This window comes from Acinetobacter sp. ANC_7588 (assembly GCF_056783995.1).
In genome coordinates this window covers 37,503-52,051 of the sequence record NZ_JBWYIU010000013.1, presented here as the reverse complement: position 1 = coordinate 52,051, position 14,549 = coordinate 37,503, and the positions used below count along the sequence as shown (strand labels likewise).

At 40.0% G+C, this 14,549-nt stretch carries 14 protein-coding genes; 4 read left to right on the top strand and 10 right to left on the bottom strand.

What is annotated here, in order from left to right; genetic code table 11:
* Positions 1-21 precede the first annotated feature (21 nt).
* Positions 22-1,275 carry a dicarboxylate/amino acid:cation symporter gene (locus tag AC1M9J_RS12360; protein WP_481952403.1) on the bottom strand — a complete coding sequence of 418 codons (1,254 nt, stop codon included), beginning with the start codon at positions 1,273-1,275 and terminating at the stop codon, positions 22-24.
* A 168-nt stretch (positions 1,276-1,443) separates the two neighbouring features.
* Positions 1,444-2,316, bottom strand: coding sequence for an acyl-CoA thioesterase (locus AC1M9J_RS12355; protein ID WP_481952402.1), 873 nt, complete (start codon positions 2,314-2,316; stop codon positions 1,444-1,446).
* 301 nt (positions 2,317-2,617) lie between these two features.
* On the opposite strand from AC1M9J_RS12355, the gene plsB reads away from it, so the two are divergent.
* On the top strand, positions 2,618-5,191 hold the full coding sequence (plsB, locus tag AC1M9J_RS12350) for a glycerol-3-phosphate 1-O-acyltransferase PlsB (protein ID WP_035265057.1): 2,574 nt from the start codon (positions 2,618-2,620) through the stop codon (positions 5,189-5,191).
* A gap of 36 nt (positions 5,192-5,227) precedes the next feature.
* Here the strand turns inward: plsB and AC1M9J_RS12345 are convergent, their stop codons facing one another.
* Positions 5,228-6,025 (bottom strand): Rossmann-fold NAD(P)-binding domain-containing protein, encoded by a 798-nt coding sequence (locus AC1M9J_RS12345; RefSeq protein ID WP_481952401.1) that lies wholly within the window; start codon positions 6,023-6,025, stop codon positions 5,228-5,230.
* A 53-nt stretch (positions 6,026-6,078) separates the two neighbouring features.
* Between AC1M9J_RS12345 and recG the strand changes: the two genes are divergently transcribed.
* Entirely contained in the window at positions 6,079-8,124 is a 2,046-nt protein-coding gene (recG, locus tag AC1M9J_RS12340; RefSeq protein WP_481952400.1) for an ATP-dependent DNA helicase RecG, read from the top strand.
* A gap of 67 nt (positions 8,125-8,191) precedes the next feature.
* The gene (locus AC1M9J_RS12335; RefSeq protein ID WP_481586779.1) at positions 8,192-8,824 is read left to right on the top strand and encodes a ComF family protein; all 633 of its coding nucleotides are present in this window, start codon (positions 8,192-8,194) and stop codon (positions 8,822-8,824) included.
* A 17-nt stretch (positions 8,825-8,841) separates the two neighbouring features.
* On the opposite strand, the gene AC1M9J_RS12330 is transcribed toward AC1M9J_RS12335, so the two are convergent.
* Both AC1M9J_RS12330 and AC1M9J_RS12325 read right to left on the bottom strand, forming a co-directional pair.
* Positions 8,842-9,243, bottom strand: coding sequence for an NUDIX hydrolase (locus AC1M9J_RS12330; RefSeq protein WP_481586778.1), 402 nt, complete (start codon positions 9,241-9,243; stop codon positions 8,842-8,844).
* Complete coding sequence (locus AC1M9J_RS12325; protein WP_481952399.1) at positions 9,240-9,839, bottom strand: LOG family protein; 600 nt, start codon at positions 9,837-9,839, stop codon at positions 9,240-9,242. Before AC1M9J_RS12325 ends, AC1M9J_RS12330 begins: the two co-directional genes overlap by 4 nt.
* Before the next feature lie 155 nt (positions 9,840-9,994).
* On the opposite strand from AC1M9J_RS12325, the gene AC1M9J_RS12320 reads away from it, so the two are divergent.
* On the top strand, positions 9,995-11,008 hold the full coding sequence (locus tag AC1M9J_RS12320) for a CorA family divalent cation transporter (RefSeq protein ID WP_035265042.1): 1,014 nt from the start codon (positions 9,995-9,997) through the stop codon (positions 11,006-11,008).
* A 110-nt stretch (positions 11,009-11,118) separates the two neighbouring features.
* Here the strand turns inward: AC1M9J_RS12320 and AC1M9J_RS12315 are convergent, their stop codons facing one another.
* From AC1M9J_RS12315 to AC1M9J_RS12295, 5 genes are read right to left on the bottom strand one after another with little or no spacing between them, the layout of a single operon-like run.
* Positions 11,119-11,406 carry an STAS domain-containing protein gene (locus AC1M9J_RS12315; RefSeq protein WP_481592050.1) on the bottom strand — a complete coding sequence of 96 codons (288 nt, stop codon included), beginning with the start codon at positions 11,404-11,406 and terminating at the stop codon, positions 11,119-11,121.
* 12 nt (positions 11,407-11,418) lie between these two features.
* Positions 11,419-12,051 carry an MlaC/ttg2D family ABC transporter substrate-binding protein gene (locus tag AC1M9J_RS12310; protein WP_035265038.1) on the bottom strand — a complete coding sequence of 211 codons (633 nt, stop codon included), beginning with the start codon at positions 12,049-12,051 and terminating at the stop codon, positions 11,419-11,421.
* Positions 12,052-12,070: 19 nt separating this feature from the next.
* Positions 12,071-12,751: an outer membrane lipid asymmetry maintenance protein MlaD gene (gene mlaD / locus AC1M9J_RS12305; RefSeq protein ID WP_180028249.1), complete on the bottom strand. Its 681-nt coding sequence runs from the start codon at positions 12,749-12,751 to the stop codon at positions 12,071-12,073.
* Positions 12,751-13,530, bottom strand: coding sequence for a lipid asymmetry maintenance ABC transporter permease subunit MlaE (mlaE, locus tag AC1M9J_RS12300; RefSeq protein ID WP_481592051.1), 780 nt, complete (start codon positions 13,528-13,530; stop codon positions 12,751-12,753). The genes mlaD and mlaE overlap by 1 nt, the downstream gene beginning before the upstream one ends.
* Positions 13,527-14,345 carry an ABC transporter ATP-binding protein gene (locus tag AC1M9J_RS12295; protein ID WP_035265033.1) on the bottom strand — a complete coding sequence of 273 codons (819 nt, stop codon included), beginning with the start codon at positions 14,343-14,345 and terminating at the stop codon, positions 13,527-13,529. The genes mlaE and AC1M9J_RS12295 overlap by 4 nt, the downstream gene beginning before the upstream one ends.
* Between the last annotated feature and the right edge of the window lie 204 nt (positions 14,346-14,549).

The window sequence follows — 14,549 nt, the reverse complement described above, 5'->3', positions numbered from 1 at the left end:
TTTTATATCTGATCCAATCTTTTAAGCTGTATTTTTTTCAATGGGTTCATGATCAGGATTCATGTAACGATCTACAACAACACTAATCATCATATCCCCCTGCACATTAACCACTGTTCTGACAGTATCTAACAAACGGTCAATCGGCAATAATATCGCGATTGCTTCTGCTGGAAGTCCAACTGATTGTAAAACCATAATCATGGTAACCATACCTGCGCTAGGTATACCTGGTGCCCCTAAAGATGCAATCATTGCTGTCGCACACACAATCAATTGTTGTCCTAACGTTAAGTCAAGCCCCATTAAATTCGCAATAAACAGCGCCGCCGCAGCCTCATATAATGCCGTCCCATCCATATTCAACTGTGTCCCGAGCGGGATCACAAATCCTGCAGTCTGGGGTCTTACTCCTAAATTTTCCTGAGCACACTTCATTGATAACGGCATGGTTGCGGAACTTGAGCTGGTAGCAAACGCCGTAATCAAGGCTACTCGTGTTCCCTTAAAAAATGTAATTGGATTCATTCTCCCGAAAATCCAGAGCAACAAAGGCAAAACAACAAGACCATGAAAGATGGTCGTTCCCGTGACTACTGCTGCGAATTCTGCTAATCGACTCAGAACGGATAGGTCCTCCGTCGCGATTAACTTTGCCAGTAACGCAAAAATCCCTATTGGTGCGAGCTTCATCACCCAACCAATCATCAACATCATGATTTCAAAAAATTGCTGACTCAACGCTTTCACTGTTTTAAATTTTTCACCACCTTTAACGAGAGCCACCCCAATTAAAAGTGCAAAAACGACAATGGCTAACACATTACCTTCAGCAAATGCTTTAAACGGGTTTATTAGTGTATTTTGGATAAAGTTGGTAAAAAAACTCGAGGGCGTCAAAGTATCAGGCGTCTGATGCTGATTCATGGTCTCTTGAAAAATGGTGATGTCTACACCCTTCCCGACCTCGAAAAGATGCGCACACGCAAGCCCCAAAATCAGTGCCAAAGTTGTGGTTGTGACACAACAAGCGAGGGTAATTTTCCAAGTTCTACCAAGTTGGCCACCAGTCTGTAGATTGGAAACTCCGACAACAATAGAACTAAAAATGAGAGGAATCAGTAATAGTTTCAGTAGGCCGATAAAGATACTACTGGCAATCCCTAAGCCATATAAACTTCCGTTAAAAAATGCTGTATCAGGGAATACATTTAACAAGAAGCCAAAAGCCACACCTAAAATTGCAGCAATTAAAATTTGCGTATTTAGACTCATGTCATGTGCTTTTCATTTTGATTTATTAGTCGCACTATGCCATGAGCGCCCTCAAGAATCGATCATTTTTTCTTGTTAGCTTTGCAACCGAAACGAATAATTTATAAATACAAATATGAAGTAAAAAGCCAAATCTGAAGATTTGGCTTGAAGCATGGATCAATTATCTTATTGCGTTTCGATTTCACGAATTCGAATTAGACCTTCTTGCACTGTACTACAGACCAATTGTCCATTTTGCCACATTCGTCCAAAGTTCAATCCTCTAGAACTTGCACTAATCGTTGCTTCCATGTCATAGAGCATCCAATCATCTACACGAAATGGTTTATGAAAGTACATGGTATGGTCAATGCTGGCACATTGTAAACTCGGTGAAATATAACTGAGTCCGTGTGGTCGTAGTGCAGTTGTCATCAAAGTAAAGTCTGAATAAAAAGCAGCGATCGCCTGATGTAATGCATTTTCATCTACATCATCAGCCAAACGATCGTGTGTACGAATATAGTGCGCGTAAGACGGCGCTTCAGGTTGTGGTTGGAATGGATTGACTGGCATTACAGGCTTAATTTCAACATGACGATCACGCATAAAGCTGGCACGCACATTCTCTGGTACGAAATCGACAATCATTTTCTTGAGTTCAGCTTCAGATTTTAGCTCATCTACTGGCGGGTATTCTGGTTCAGCAACTTGATAATTGAGACCCTCTTCTTGGTCTGCAAAAGATACCATACACATGAATATCGTCTTGCCATGTTGAATCGCACGAACTTGGCGACTCACGAAACTACGTCCATCACGGATTCGATCTACTTCATAAATAATGGGTGCATTAACATCCCCACCAAATAAGAAATATGCATGCAATGAGTGTGCAGGGCGATCAGTTGTATATGAAGCAGCACGTAACGCTTGACCTAGAACTTGCCCACCAAAGACACGTTTGCCAACCAAATTTTGGCTTTTGCCTCTAAAAATGTTTTCTTCAAGTCTTTCTAGCGTGAGTAAATCTACGAGTTCTTGCGTGAGCTGATTCATATCGGACCTATATATTTCATTGCTACGACATTAAATTGGGCCTGTTGAATTTAAACAGATTTTCCAATTTAATGACTCAATCTTTATATTGCCATAATTTCCGAGTAAACAACTAAACTTTGCTTGACTATATTGTCATAAAACAAATTTGATATTTTGGCTAAAAATACGATTATTAACGAAAATTCATCCAAATTCTGTGCATTTTGTTAGAAAATGACATATTGTTTTGATCACAGATTTAAGAAAATAATTGCCTTCATTCGCGTCATGCGAAATTCGTCTTTGGCTAGGAGTATGTATGTCCAAGAATGGCTTTGGTCAAATGTATCGTCGACTTTCCAGTAAGTTGCTTGACCTCGTAGTAACACCGCATGTTCTTGGAGAGGTTCCTACTGAAACCCAACCTTCAACACCACCCACTGAAAATAATACGACTCACAAAAAAGTGGTGTGCTATGTATTACAAAATTACTCGCGTAGTAATGCGTTAGTGGTTGACGGCGAAACTCGTCGATTAAATCTCGCGCCAGCACTTGACCCACTCATGATCGGGGACCATAAAGAGAAAGCTGCTGTATTATTTTTACAACACCAAGATGAAACAAACTTACTTAATCCGCCACCCCATGCATTTCCGCCTCGTCTCCTCAGATTGATCGAGATATTGGATAAGCATCCAGATACTGACATTGAACTTATACCTGTGACTGTATTGTGGGGCCGCTCACCGGACAAAGAAGATTCATTATTTAAATTGCTATTTACGGACACTTGGGCAACGCCAAGTACTGTTAAACAACTGATGAATATTGGTTTACATGGTCGCCAATCTTTTCTTGAATTCCATGAACCAAAATCACTGCGCGAATTGGTAGATTACGCACGTGTAACACATCCAAACTTGTCTCCTGCAACATATATCGTCAATCAACTCAATGATTATCTAGATCGTCAGCGTGAAGTTGTATTAGGTCCAGATTTGTCAGATCGTCGAAACGTGATGCAATCATTGATTAAATCTCAAGATGTTCAGGACGGAATTCGCAAAGAAAGTATTCGCTCTAAAATCAGTTTGATTGAAGCTGAGCGCCGTGCGATCGGCTACGTGAATGAAATTGCATCAGACTATTCTCATGCAACCGTACGTTTTGCAGAACAAGCCCTGACGCGTCTTTGGACTCAACTCTATGACGGCGTAGAAGTACATAATTTCAATACAGTTCGTGAATTAGCGAAAGACTACGAAATTATTTATACACCTTGTCATCGTAGCCATATTGACTACCTATTACTCTCTTATGTGATTTATAAGCGTGGGATGATGGTACCGTACATTGCTGCAGGTGATAACCTGAATATGCCATTCGTTGGACAGCTTTTACGTGGTGGCGGTGCATTCTTTATACGTCGAACCTTCCGTGGAAATGCGTTATACACCACTGTATTCAAAGAATATCTATACAGTATCCTATCGCGCAACACGCCATTAGAATACTTTATTGAAGGTGGACGTTCACGTACTGGACGTTTATTACCGCCGAAAACAGGTATGTTGGCAATGACTGTGCATAGTCATTTGCGTGGTCGTGCTAAACCTATTGTATTTGTCCCGACCTATTTTGGTTATGAACGCCTGATGGAAGGTGCAACTTACGTCGGTGAAATGAATGGTAAGCCTAAAGAGGCCGAATCTATCTTTGGTATTTTACAAACCTTAAGAAAGATTGAACGCATCTTCGGTAAAGTACACGTAAACTTTGGTGAACCCGTCTTCCTTGATGAGATTTTGAAACAGCATGGTGCTGAACATATCAAAATTGAGAAGAATGATGACCCGATTCCTCAAGAAGTTTCTGATGCAGTCAACACCTCAGCAAATGCAATTCTTGAAAATATTAACCGTGCTGCTGTTATCAACCCAGTTTCGTTATTGTCACTTATTCTTCTATCGACTTCCAAGCACACGCTTGATGAAGAGATTTGTATTAAACAGTTAGATACCTATCGCAATCTTCTAACAGCTTTACCTTATGATCATCGAGTTCAAATCACACCACTGTCTGGTAAAGAAATCATTGCTTATGGTTTAAAACTCAAGTTGATTAAGCGTGTAAAACATGTCCTTGGCGACATCATTGCGATTGAAGATGGTCAAGCAGTATTACTGACATATTTCCGCAATAATATTTTGCATGCTTATGTCTTGCCATCACTGATTGCTGCGATGGTCGAGCACAATGGTAAAATTTCACAGGGCGATTTGATTAATGTCATTCGTACACTTTATCCATTCTTGAAAGCTGAACTTTTCCTTAAGTGGAATACGGATGAGCTTAAAGAACAGATCTGTAACTATGTTCAAGGTCTGGTAGAAGCACAGTTGATTACGATTGATGAACATGGAAATTTATGTAGCCCTGCACCTAACTCTGAACAACACAATCAGTTAGTCGTGCTTGCTGCTCCAGTGAAGCAAAGTATTGAACGCTACTACATGACACTTGCCCTAATTACTCAACGTGGCTCTGGAAATATTACGACCAAGCAGGTCGAAGATTTAAGCCATCTATTAGGTCAGCGTTTATCTGTACTTTATGAGTTCAACTCACCTGAATTCTTTGATAAAGCGCTCTTCCAAAGTTTTATCAAAGTTCTGACTCAACAAGGCTATATCAGTAATAACGAAGAAGGCGCAATAGTCTTTGATGCACAATTCAAAGAGGTTGCTCAATATGCCAACTTGGTACTAGATGATGTAACCTTACAAATGTTGCAACATATCACTTCATTTAACGATGAAGAGCTCAAAGAAGCTTTGGATGCAGTTGCTGATCAACAAGCCAAAAAACGCTTAAAACGCAAGAAAAAATAGTATCTAAAACCCTCCCCAGCGAGGGTTTTTTTATGCCTAAATGAGTTCTCGATAATCCTTAAAAAATTGATTATGTTTCAATTTAAAACCAGTGTTGAACATTCGAGAGGCATAAATTTTCTTTCCATGCTGTGCCTCACTCAATAATTTTAATGGAAGGATGTTTAACTGCTTTTGGAACCACAGAATAATTTCATGTAATGGAATGGGTTGATTATTACTACAAATATAAGTTTTTTCTGGATGTTCCACGTGAAGTAAATGGACAAGAAAACCCGCTAAATCTTCGATATGAATTCGATTCGACCAATGCACATTGGGATAGGTCATTGTATTTTGAGCAAGCTGCATCATTCTCTTCACGGATACGCCATAAATACCAGTGGGTCTCACAATGATACATTGCTGTGGGAAGGCTTCTTGCCAAAGTTTCTCCATTGTGGCTAACACTAATGCTTTCTCATCTTGCGGATTGATCTCTGTTTGGTCATCAATCTCCTCCCCTTGATCTTGTCCGTAAACGCGTGTTGATGAGACAACAATAATCTTTTGGATGGGATGCAATGCCAGCTGATTTCTCATATGTGGAATCGCATCTATGAAAGCAGCTTTATACCCGTCTAGTGATGGGTCTTTGGGTGCAATCAACACGTATACTGCATCAATAGGCGACAATGTCGATAAATCAAGTTGGTGTATATCTTGTTGAAGATGCATAGCACCTGCTTGATCTTTCCTGCTTAAACTGACTGTGGTAATTTGATGTCTGTGTTGAAATAATTGTTTAGCAACATGTTGCGATGTTTTACCATAACCGATAAATAGAATATGCATGTAAGACCTATTCTCTAGTTTTATAAATTCAATTTAAGCAAAGTTGAGGGGACATGACTGCAGTCCATCAGTTGCAAGGTGTAGGAAACGCCGCTGCCGCTTTACTCGAAAAATTAAATATCTGGAATACGGATGATCTTTTGTTTCATCTGCCTCGAGATTATGAAGATCGCAGTACTATTGTGCCCATGAATCACCTTCAAGTAGGTCGAAGCTATTTACTTGAAGGCACTGTCGCATCAATGGATATGCCGCCTGGTAAACGCAAATCCATGGCAATACTAATACAAGATGATTTTGGAAAAGTCACCTTACGTTTTTATCATATTTATAAAGCATTGATGGATCGCGCAAAGCCTGGAAATCGTTTAAGAGTGTTTGGTGAAGTACGAGTAGGCGCTCGTGGCCTAGAAATGTATCACCCAGAAATTCAATTGATTACGGATCATACACCACTTCCAAAAACGCAGCTAACCGCAATTTACCCATCAACGGAAGGACTCACTCAACCTAAACTGCGCGAATATATTAAACAAGCTTTAGCACAACATGCCCATGATTTACCAGAACTGATTCCTGCAAAATTTACCAATGGGTATGCTTTAAAAGAAGCACTAGAATATATTCATCACCCTCCCACCGATGCCAATATGTTGCAACTGGCTGAAGGACAGCATCCTGCGCAGCAACGTCTCATCTTTGAAGAATTAGTCAGTCATCAAATTAGTTTGTTGACTCGTCGTGCATACATTCAACAGATCTCCGCGCCTGCATTTTCAGCCAGTCGAACATTTGCCAAACAACTTCTCTCCACACTTCCCTTTGAAATGACGAATGCTCAAAAACGTGTTTCAAATGAAATTGTGAAAGATCTTAAACAAAACAAACCGATGCTCAGACTAGTGCAAGGTGATGTAGGTGCAGGCAAAACCTTAGTAGCAGGCATTGCGGCATGTCATCCACTCGAAGAGGGATGGCAAGTTGCTCTTATGGCACCGACTGAAATCCTCGCAGAACAACATTATTTAAATTTTAAAAAATGGTTCGAACCACTCGGCATCCAAGTTTCTTGGTTATCAGGCAAACAAAAAGGGAAAGCACGCGCTGCTGCAGAACAGCAGATTAGAGAAGGCTCTGCCCAATTGGTCGTCGGCACTCATGCACTATTTCAGGATAACGTCCAGTTTCATAAATTGGGTCTTGTCATCATTGATGAACAGCATCGATTTGGAGTTGACCAGCGTCTAGCATTACGAAATAAAGGGGCACAGGATACGACACCACATCAGTTGGTAATGACCGCCACGCCTATCCCACGTACTTTAGCAATGTCAGCGTACGGCGATTTAGATACTTCTGTGATTGATGAGTTACCCCCAGGGCGTACCCCAATCCAAACAGTCACTATTCCACTCGATCGTCGTGAAGAGGTCCTGCAGCGTATTGCGACAAACTGCGCTGAAGGTAAGCAGGCTTATTGGGTCTGTACATTAGTGGAACAATCAGAGACGTTAGATGCCCAAGCTGCTGAAGCGACTTATCAGGAGATTAAAGAACGCTTTCCGCACCTCAATATTGGTTTGGTTCATGGCAAAATGAAAGCTGATGAAAAACAAGCTGTCATGCAACAGTTCAAAGACAATCAATTACAACTGCTGATCGCAACAACTGTGATCGAAGTTGGAGTGGATGTACCAAATGCATCCATCATGGTCATTGAAAATGCGGAGCGACTGGGTCTATCTCAACTACATCAATTAAGGGGGCGTGTGGGTCGAGGTGCTAAAGCAAGTTTTTGCGCATTATTGTATAAAAGTCCTTTATCGCAGAATGGACAAGAGCGTTTACGCATTATGCGTGAAACCAATGATGGCTTTTTAATAGCAGAAAAAGATTTGGAAATCCGTGGCCCAGGCGAACTGTTAGGAACGAAACAAACTGGAGACATGGGCTTTCGCGTGGCTAAATTGGAACGTGATGACCATCTGTTAACTCAAGCGCACTATGTCGCGACTCAAATTTTAAAAGATTACCCACATCAAGCGGATGCTCTTCTTAAACGATGGTTACCAGAAGCACCTAGATATGCGTATGTTTAATATGTTCCTTAATCAACGAGCTCAGCTATAATCATAGGTACTCACAATAAAAATAACTTGAGCCATGATGCTGAGCCCTATTCATAACCTCTATCACACATTATTATCACGACGCGCTTGCCAATTATGTGGATTCTCTCCAACTCAAACCCACAGATTATGTGATGACTGTTGGACAATGCTCCCATGGAAAAGCCCTTCACTCATTCATCGACATGAAAGAAATATTTATGCTTGTTTCGACTATAGCTTTCCTATAGATCGCATTATTCACTTATTCAAATATGAACAACAACTTCATTATCAAACTTTTCTAGCACACACATTGCTAGAACTTAAACTGAAACGTTTTCAAGCGATTGTACCTATGCCTATTTCAAACGAGCGCTTGAAAGAGCGTGGTTATAATCAAATGATGGTCATCGGAAAAATTCTTTCCAAAAAACTGCAAATACCCATTTGGCAGCCAATTGAACGTTCAGCACAACACTCACAGAAAGGCTTAACACGTGTAGAAAGAATCGAGGATATTCAATCTCAATTCAAACCAATACGTTCAGAAAAAGGAAAGTTTAGAAATATCCTGATTATTGACGATGTCGTGACCACAGGGAGTTCAGTCAATGCGTTGGCCAATGCACTAGAAAAGCTCGGCTGTCAGAACGTTCAGATCGCATGCATTGCAGCCGCAGAATATTGACACAGTCACTTTAAGTTTTAATTGGCATTAAAATGCTGCCTACACCAAGGAATCACGATTTCTCGAGTTAACGGTGCTAAAGGCGTAGCATCATCATCTAAATCGATCCATTTCATTTCAGCAATTTCTGCATGAATATGAGGCTCTTGTTTAAGCTGAACTCGATAGAGATAACTAATCAACTGATGATCCGCTTCATTTGCAGCTTTGGTTTCAAAACGACCTATATATTGATCTATTACTGCCTCAGCGCCAATTTCTTCTTTAATTTCTCGCAGAATCGTGTCCTCAGAAGGCTCATTCTCCTCTAACTTCCCACCAACTTGCATGAAAAACTGGGTATTCTTTTTTCGAACCAACAACAACTGCTGATCCTCATTGGAAATAATCGCTGCTGCGACAGTAATGACTTTGCTCATGTATCTAGTTTCACCAAATCTTCTCGATCTTGGACACCCCATTTCGGTTGTGGTGCCTGATAAGACTCGAATTTTGACACAATATCCTCGATTGAAGTTGAATTGATTAATGCATTGGTAAAGCGAGCTCGAGTAAACTCTTGATCTGTCGTATGTTGAATGAATTGTAATAGAACATCATAAAACCCGTTAATGTTTAAAAATGCGCAAGGTTTAAGATGAATACCGAGTTGCGCCCATGTCCATTGTTCAAAAATTTCTTCAATTGTTCCTGCACCACCCGGTAAGGCAATAAAACCATCCGACAAATCTGCCATCAGCGTTTTACGCTCATGCATACTGGTAACAACGTGAAGTTTAGTCAAATTTGGATGTGCTAATTCACGATCCACCAATCCTTGTGGAATCACGCCAATGACCTTTCCACCAGCCTCTAATGCACTATCCGCAACAATCCCCATTAATCCTGAACGACCGCCACCATACACCAAGTTCTTGCCTTGTTGCGCTAAATATTTCCCTGTTTTCTTTGCTGCATCAGCATAAACAGGATCGGAACCTAATGTTGAACCACAAAATATTGCAATAGAATTCATTTAAAATTAGCCTTAAGTTTTTATAACAACAATTAAAATGATATGTTCTGTGTTTTTTAACCTAATTAATGATGGAATCAGTTTTTTTTCATGGCATCCTTGTCTAAAATACACCCATCGTTCACACACAAACTGCGCAAGGGAGAAAAGATAAAATGCTTGAAGCCTTTTATGCCACAGAGCGCGGTAGTCTAGAAGATGCAACGATCAATGGTGGGTTTGATTTACACCCTGAATTGGTTTGGATCGATTTAATTGCACCCTCTCAAGATGAGCAAGAATGGGTTTTAGATGCCTATAAACAAAATCTTCCAACACTAAAATCATTAGAAGATATTTCTTCATCTGCACGATTCTACCGTGATGATGATGGCATTTTACATATCAGTACGTATTTTTTAACGAAAAATAAAAACTACCAAGTCGATGGTGACCCTGAAGAGTCATCCAATATGCTAGGAACGGTTCAAACCGTTGCATTTATTTTACATAAAGATCGACTATTTACTTTACGTGGTGAAAAGCTCGTTGCTTTCCGTGCCTTTCGAGCACGTGCTCGCCGTAATGATTACGACATTGACTATAAAGATCCGACTTGGATACTTTTGGGTTTACTCGAAGCTAAACTCGATGAGCTTGCGGATATCTTAGAAGATATCCACAAGGATCTAGAACTCTACTCTACAGAAGTATTGAATGTTCGCCACCGTGAACAAATTCTTGATCTCGATGATATGATTACCCGTCTTGCTCAAAAAGAAGATATGTTGGGTAAAGCACAACTCTGTTTGATTGACTTACGCCGCGTTCTGACCTTCTTAGCAAGACCTCGTGCCTTAGGCAGTCATATTTATGATGCTGATATTCGAGAACTCAGTGAGGATGTTCGCTCATTAGTAGAACATGATGCATTCTTGTTCCAAAAGGTTCGATTCCTATTGGATACCACTTCGGGTTTCATTAATACTGAACAGAATGATACGATTCGTCGATTCTCGATTTTACCTAGCATGCTTGCTCCCCCGATGTTGGTGGCCAGTATTTATGGTATGAACACTGATGTACTGCCCTTTGCTCAAGGAACGACGAGCTTTGTTGTTGTCAGTCTGATTATCCTAGTATTCTTATTTGGACCACTGATTTATTTTAGATGGAAAAAATGGATTTGAGCACGCTTGGATGTTGTGTTTTTTAAACAACGTATGAAGTACCTTCTGTTGAGTAAATTACTATTTTAAAGCGATAAAAAAGCACCCTAAGGTGCTTTTTTATTTTTCAATCAAATCAATTTTAAATCATTTTCTAAATGGCAAGATTGAATGATTTTCATCATTTTTTCTGGCACAGATTTAAACTGTAAACTCGATATTCCAGGTGCTTGACGCAATAAACGCACTAAAACAGCTAGCGCCAGAGTACTACCATGTTCAAGACCTGATAAATTTACAGTAAGTGGAAACTGCTTTGCCTGCTGAATCAACATTAAACCTTGTTGATAATACTGTTCAGCATTGTCGAAACTAATTTTTCCAGAAACTATAATTTCTTGATCTTTGAGTGAAATCACAATTGTTCTCTGTTATTTTTTCTCAACTGCAGCTTCAGCATCAGGCTTAAAGTTTGCAATTGCTTTATTGATATCGCCACCATTACGCTTCACAGTAGCAGCAAACTGATTACGGAATTGCAAACCTAAGTCAATTCCAGAAACGTTGATATTGCGAATCTTCCACTGATCACCTTTATCAGCCAATTGGAACGATACAGGGATCTTCTCACCTTTGTTAATAAAATCAATCGTTACAACAGGGTTTTTAGTGTTAGATGCTTTATAGGGACGAATTGTATATGTCTGATTAGAGAACTTAGAGAAAGCACTACCATAGTTTTCAATCAATGTTTCACGGAAGTTCTTCTCAAACTGTGCGCGTTGAGCAGCATTACTATATTGATTCGTCGCATAAGTTCCCATCACGATACGAGTAAATGATTGCGAATCAATATATGGATCTAAATTTTGACGAACAATTGCGCGTACCGCAGCAGGATTATTTTGTAACTTAGCTTGGTCTGCTTTTAAACGTGAAATTAAGCCATCAGCTACTTTTTTGATAAATGCAGGAGGAGTCTCCGTAGGTGCAGCAAATGCTGTACTCGCAATCATCGTCGATAAAACGCTAACAGTCAGTGTTTGCTTTACGAACGTATTCATTTATTTTTCCTCTATTTAATCATTCAACAAAAGAAGCAGTTTCATCTGTGAATTCTACAGTTTCTGCATCTGATGAACCATTTGAATCTTTTTTCGCAGCTGAATCACCAGCACCACCAGTCACAAATTTAGACACTAAGTCTTCAATTTCCATTGTGCTTTGTGTGTTGCCAATTTGATCACCACGTTTTAAATAATTTAAACCACCACCTGGAACAATTTTGAGATACTTCTCGCCCAGTAAGCCATTTGTCGCTACCATAATGTAAGCATCTTCATCAATATTGGTGATGGAGTTCATGTTAGCGATCAGTTGCTTTTCCATTTCTTTTTGTTGCGATGGCGTAGCAGCTTCATAGTCACTGCTATAACGCAACTCTTCTAAAGCACCTTCTTGCACAGTTTTAAGTTGTTCATCATTGAAAGATGTCAGCTCACCATCTAAATTAATTTTCACTGTTGCAAGACGTGTTAACGGATCTAATGTGATTGACTCAACTTCACCAACTTTTACACCGCTCAGTGCAACTTTAGCACGTGGTTTAATACCATTCACATTATCAAAAGTTGCGGTCATGCTATAACTGTCTTTTAAATTTGTCCCAGCTAAACCACTTACTTTCATTGCCAAGAAAAATAATGCACAACCAAATAGAATCACGAATATTCCAACTGCGAGCTCACTCGTACGTGATTTCATTACACACCTCCAAACATGACCGCAGTCAAAACAAAATCAAATCCTAAAACACATAGTGATGAATACACTACCGTTCTTGTTGTTGCTGTCGCAATGCCTTCTGATGTAGGCTCGCATGAATATCCCTGATATACGGCAATCCACGTACAGATTAAAGCAAATACAAAGCTTTTGATGATCGTGCCATTAAAGACATCTTTATAAAATTGAACGGCACTTTCCATACCACTCCAATACGAACCTTCATCAGCACCTAAAAAATCCACACCGACCATTTTTCCGCCCATGATCCCCACAGCAGCAAAAATTACGGCAAGCATAGGCAAACTAAATATACCCGCCCATAAACGTGGTGAAATAATGCGTTTAAGTGGATCAACACCGATCATTTCCATACTAGACAATTGCTCAGTCGCTTTCATCAAACCAATTTCGGCGGTTAAAGCAGATCCTGCACGCCCCGCAAAAAGAAGTGCAGCAACCACTGGCGCAAGTTCACGCAACAAGGTCAACGAAACTGCTGCACCAAGCATCGCTTCACTGCCGAAAGTGACCAAAATGCTATACATCTGTAAACCCAAGACTGCACCTATAAACAGCCCTGACACCACAATGATAAGCAATGATAATACGCCAACACGATACATTTGATAGATAAAGAGTTTGACTCCAATCCAAGTCGGTATCGAAAATAAAATTTGAACTAGCATAATGGCTGCAACGCCAATACCTTGAACACGTTCTATAACGCGTCTACCTAGTGAGGCTATCGCATTCATGTACGCACCTCATCACTTAAATATGCTTGATGACTAAATTGATAATCCACAGGACCTTCGACCGAACCTGTTAAGAATTGACGGACGAAAGGCGAACTATGATTCTTTAACTGATCAGGTGTGCCCTCGCCTTGTACTTTACCTTCCGCAACCACATAAATGTAATCTGCGATCGATAATGTTTCAGCAACATCGTGAGACACGATAATGGTCGTTAGGTCTAACGCTTCTCGTAAAGAACGAATCAATCGGGTTAAAACCCCCATTACGATGGGATCCTGACCAGCAAATGGTTCATCGTACATAATCAAATCTGGATCTAGTGCGATTGCACGAGCTAACGCCACACGGCGATTCATCCCCCCTGAAAGCTCAGAAGGCATCATTTGCTCAGCGCCACGTAATCCCACAGATTCGAGTTTTAAAGCGACCAGTTCTGCAATCAAATGTTCAGGCAATTGAGTATGGGCGCGGATAGGGAAAGCTACATTTTCATAGACAGTCATATCAGTGAAAAGCGCACCACTCTGAAAGAGCATCCCCATACGAGCACGAGCTTTAAACAATTCCTGACGACTCATTTGGCTAATATTTTTACCATCCAACAAGACCTCGCCTGCATCAGGTACAAGTTGCCCCCCAATGAGTCTAAGAAGCGTGGTTTTCCCCGTCCCTGAAGGCCCCATAATGGCAGTAATTTGACCCTTACGAATCTTTAAATTGACTTGGTCGTAAATAACACGATCACCACGATTAAAGCTTAAATTTTTTACTTCGATCAACGCTTGCTCATCGATTTGTATTTGATTATTCATAGCTGAGCGTGTTCCTACAATTTTTCAGCTTGCATACTATACTCTGAAATAACTGAATTTAAATGTTATTTATAAAATACAAGGTTAAGCGGACATTGTAGCATTATTGATCATTTTTATTAATTTTGCTTATAGAAAGATGTGTTTTATTTATGAAACAATGATTTGAAATTATTCTTTTTTATAAATTTATAATGTGATACT